This is a genomic window from Catenibacterium sp. UBA627 (assembly GCF_002299355.1).
Classification (GTDB): domain Bacteria; phylum Bacillota_I; class Bacilli_A; order Erysipelotrichales; family Coprobacillaceae; genus Catenibacterium; species Catenibacterium mitsuoka.
In genome coordinates, this window is record NZ_DBPF01000031.1 from 1,387 (window position 1) to 5,770 (window position 4,384).

Genomic DNA, 4,384 nt, shown 5'->3' on the forward strand with positions numbered 1-4,384 from the left:
TTATTTTAAAACAAGTAAAAACCACTGGAGGAGAGCCAGTGGTTCTAAAAAACAATTTAATACAATTAGAAGGGAGTTTTATTTATGAATCGTAAACAGGACGCTTTTATTATTAGGGAGTGGCCCTCTTTACAGTTATTACTATAATCTTAGTATATGAACTAAGTATGAACATAAATAAAAAAAAGATCTGACTCCCTATTTCAGACCTTTCCAAGAGCTATTCTAATCGTAATACGACTCCCACAGTCATATTAGCATACTTTTTCTATAACAACAATATTTTTGTTACGCTTTGTTTTCCATATCCTTTATTTTTTCAATAAAAGCAGGATCATATTTCTTTCTTAGGCTCTTTCCAGCAATAAAGCTTGGTGAAGTAATAAGAGGACCATACGTCAACTGGATACAGGCATCTAGATATAAGCCAAATACAGATGAAATATAACTATATGACTTGTTTAATGCATAAATATGGTAGAGGTTTAAATCATTAAAAATGGATTTATCTGCCATAATACAGGCTACTAGTTTAGAACCTTCATAGATAGGATATGCGTAACCTGTTTCTAATCCAACTCTATACATCTTATATTTAACACCGTCATATTTTAATACAAAGTAACCTGATTGAGATGTAAAGCCTGTTTTCTGATAAAGAATACCTGTTTTTTCTTCCTTAAACAACATTGCATACTTCTTATGTCCTACATTACTCCATCCAGGATCTTTTCTTTCTGGATCATAGATTAAAGAGAATTTACGTGAGAGAAAATTACCTTGAATTTCTCCTCCTTGATTAAACTGTTTAGGTAAAGAGGCTCCACCAAGTTTATTATTTCCTTTTACAATTTCATAATCTATATTAAAAATAGATAAAATCTGGTTTAAGTCTATTATCATAACAAAACACACTCCTTTCCCATATTTTAACATTATTATTCGCTTTTAAAAAGAGTTCATTATGTATATAATTAATTCGAAAGAGGTGAAGTGTATGGCTATTAAAGTAAAAGCAAAGGATGCAGATACTCTAGAGGAAGAACTAGAAGAATGGTCATTAGGTGTCAATCTTGTAAATACAGCACCTACTCAAACAAAAGAAACCGTCACTTTTAGTACAGACCAAATAAAAAAAGATAAGTCTAAGAGAACGACTTATCTTAATGATGATCTAGAAGATCCTACATTATAAGCACTTAGGTGCTTATTTTTTTTCTTTTAAAAGATCTCTGATTTCTTCTAGTAATGCAATATCTTCTGGTTTTGGTGCAGGGACTGCTTCTTCTTCCTTCTTACGGAAGCTCATTACCTTATTAATCGCTTTAATGCAGATAAAAATACAGAAAGCCATTAATAAGAAGTTAATGAGGTTAGAAAGGAATGCTCCATACTTGATATGAATATTATTTACTTTAAGTGTAAGTTCTGTAATATCAGATGGAATCTTAATGATTGCAGATAATACAGGCATGATAATATCCTGTACAAGAGATGTAACAACAGCAGTGATAGCAGTACCTAAAATAACACCGACAGCCATATCAATGACATTGCCTTTAAATGCGAATTCTTTGAATTCATTCCATAGTTTTTTCATCTTGTTTTCTCTCCTTATGTTAAGTTATGCAGCAGGTGTTTCGTCTTCTTCCTGATGACCGCTTATAGCCTTGATGAATTCCTTGCTGATAATAAATGCCTGATCAAATGGGTTGACTAATAAAGCGTCATATTCTCCAGCACCTAAGAATGTAGCAATATGCTGATCAAATGGACGACATTCGCTGATTAATACCTGACCTTCTTTTAATTCAACATTATCTTTGATACCCCATTTATCAATCTGTTCATTAGATGTAAAGAGTGGTAAATAGCTTAATTCATTACCTTCATCATCTTCTGCAGATAATGAAGGAATAATCATAGGTACATCCTTTTTTAATTCATATGTACCATCTGGTAAAGTAACTAAATCTGATTTATTCACAATCGTCATTAATGCAAGACATGAACGTGATACTAAATCATCCATAACTAAAGAGAACTTTTCTTTTGCTTCTTCACCTTGTGCTTCCATATATTCATCATATAACCAAGAAAACTCCATATTACCTGGTACTCTATGACCAATTGTTTCATGATGGTCTACACCGTCATTTTCTTCAATACCCATATGGCTTAATGTGTTTCTATCTAGAGTAAATGCATCTGTTTCTGGATCAATGACCATACCATAGATTTCATCATCACCTGTATTGAATAATTCATTTAATAAGAATTCATAGTCTACTTCTACTAATACATTATGACGATCTGGGAAATCAGAATCTTCTAGAATAGAAGAGTTCTGTGCATTTTCTACAGTAGTATAAATCGCATACCATTCATCTCCGTCATCATCACATACTGTCTGTAAAAAGTATGAATCTTCATCATCATCGTCTACAGAAATATATGTAAGGAATGTAGAAGCCTTTAATGCATGCATTAAATCATCTTCTAATTTAGTGGCAGTAAAAAAAGTTTCATTGTATTTACCACAGCTTTCTTTCCAATCTTTATCTGTTGTTTCTACTGGTGTTGTGCTTAATAATGGTTTACTCATTCTTTTACTCCTCCCCTTCTATTAATCCCATTGTAGTTAGGATTTCTTTTGTAAGTACAATATTATCTGTGAATGGATTAATAACGAGTGCATCAAAGGCTTCACCATTATTAAGTCCTCCTAGATGAGTATCGAGATCAGCAGTCATTAATATAGATTTTCTTTCTTCATCTTCAGCGTTCCAGCCATCTAATGTTTCAATATCTTCCTGTGATGTAAAGAGTGGAACAATATTAGCTTGATCACCATTATCTTCACTTGATAACATTCTAATCGCAAGATCTGCATCTGATCTAGCAATATATGTATTACCATCTTCTACTACTAAATCTTCTTTTCTTACCATTATAGGTAATGCGAATAAAGCATCATCAAATGCTTTCATCATATGACTAAAGATTTCTGCTTTCTTATCATCATCTTCAGTATTCTGGAAAATCTTCCAAATTTCTTTAATAAGGATATTTGCAGGAGTGAAGTTACCTAAATCTTCTGTATGATTTAAACCATTACATAAACGTTTAGAAATCTGTACTAATTCTTCTCTTGTAAGAATATAGTCATCACTAAATGGGTTAATCACAATACCATCAATTTGTTGACTATCAGCAAGTGTAAGTTCTCTTGTTAGGAAAGCATAGTTGACCTCTACTGCTTCTACTTTTCTTCCTGGTATTGATGTTTCAGGTTTCGCAAGACTGCTTTCTAATTCTTTAATTGTAGTATAGACAGAAATAAAAATACTGCTGCCATCTTGTGGTGAAATAGTAAAGAATGAATGATCATAATCAATGTTTTCACCATTTTCTGGTAGGTTCATATAACCATAATAGTGTGATTCTGTAAGATTCTTAATGAATGCTCTATAAGCGACTTCTTTGTCAGCCTGAGCCTTTTTCCAGGTATCAAGGGATTCAGTCCATCTTGATGCATTAAATACCTGTGAATTGTTAAAAGGTTTGTAATTCAACTTGTTTTCCTCCTCTAGTTGATTGTTTCTTTATTATAAAACATTTCATCTAGCATGTCTTTAGAAAAGCCTAGATGATCTGTAAAAGGATTAATGAGAATACCACAAAATGCATTACTAGAAAAGAGTATATCTCTGTATGAATCAAATGACTGACATGTAATAATCATTTCCATGTCTAGTTCATCATGATCAAGATTCACTCTTTTAATATCATTTAATCCTGTAAATAAACTAATATAGAGTTTATTAGGATCAGCATGAGAACACATGAGTGGTTTGATATAAATTTCAGCACCTGTATGTATTGCAAGTTCTCCTGTCTTATTTGTATATAAATCTTTCTTATTTACAAGTACCGGACAAGCAAAGACCCCATCCTCCATAAGGGCTTCTACACTTTCTTTTAGGAATTCTTTAACACGTGGATTTCTACCATTAGAGTAATAAATCTTCATGTTCTTTTTAAACTTAAGATTGGCTGGTACAAGACTTGGTAAATCTTCTTGATGATTAATACCTGTTGTTGTATTGTGTCCTATACTATTTAATAGTTTTTCATCCGCAACAAGCTTTTGTGAGAAAGGATTAATGACTAGACCACTTAAACCTTCTGTACGCATATATATCTCTTCTAAGAGACGTTTATAGGATGATACCATTATTTCTACCTGGTAGCCTTCTTGGGGTTCTGGAAGGTCTATATAGTCTGTTATTTCCTTTATATTTGTGAAAGCAGGTAAATAGGATTGTTGATCTTCACCAGATACAGAAATGATTTCATAATCTGATTCATCATTGTTTAAGGG

The 4,384-nt window shown here is 32.2% G+C and carries 6 protein-coding genes; 1 reads left to right on the plus strand and 5 read right to left on the minus strand.

Going from position 1 to position 4,384, the window contains the following annotated elements:
• Positions 1–288: 288 nt before the first annotated feature.
• Positions 289–903: a hypothetical protein gene (locus B2S90_RS01840; protein WP_278861024.1), complete on the minus strand. Its 615-nt coding sequence runs from the start codon at positions 901–903 to the stop codon at positions 289–291.
• Between the two features lie 94 nt (positions 904–997).
• Between B2S90_RS01840 and B2S90_RS01845 the strand changes: the two genes are divergently transcribed.
• Positions 998–1,195, plus strand: a complete 198-nt coding sequence (locus tag B2S90_RS01845) for a hypothetical protein (RefSeq protein WP_129980677.1) — start codon at positions 998–1,000, stop codon at positions 1,193–1,195.
• A gap of 12 nt (positions 1,196–1,207) precedes the next feature.
• On the opposite strand, the gene mscL is transcribed toward B2S90_RS01845, so the two are convergent.
• The 4 genes from mscL to B2S90_RS01865 all read right to left on the minus strand — a co-directional run.
• Positions 1,208–1,600 carry a large conductance mechanosensitive channel protein MscL gene (gene mscL, locus B2S90_RS01850; RefSeq protein ID WP_278780088.1) on the minus strand — a complete coding sequence of 131 codons (393 nt, stop codon included), beginning with the start codon at positions 1,598–1,600 and terminating at the stop codon, positions 1,208–1,210.
• Positions 1,601–1,624: 24 nt separating this feature from the next.
• Positions 1,625–2,605: an SseB family protein gene (locus tag B2S90_RS01855; protein ID WP_279147509.1), complete on the minus strand. Its 981-nt coding sequence runs from the start codon at positions 2,603–2,605 to the stop codon at positions 1,625–1,627.
• A 4-nt stretch (positions 2,606–2,609) separates the two neighbouring features.
• Complete coding sequence (locus B2S90_RS01860; protein ID WP_278780084.1) at positions 2,610–3,575, minus strand: SseB family protein; 966 nt, start codon at positions 3,573–3,575, stop codon at positions 2,610–2,612.
• Between the two features lie 14 nt (positions 3,576–3,589).
• Positions 3,590–4,384, minus strand: a 795-nt coding sequence (locus B2S90_RS01865; RefSeq protein ID WP_286696472.1) for an SseB family protein, incomplete at its 5' end; no start/stop codon positions are given.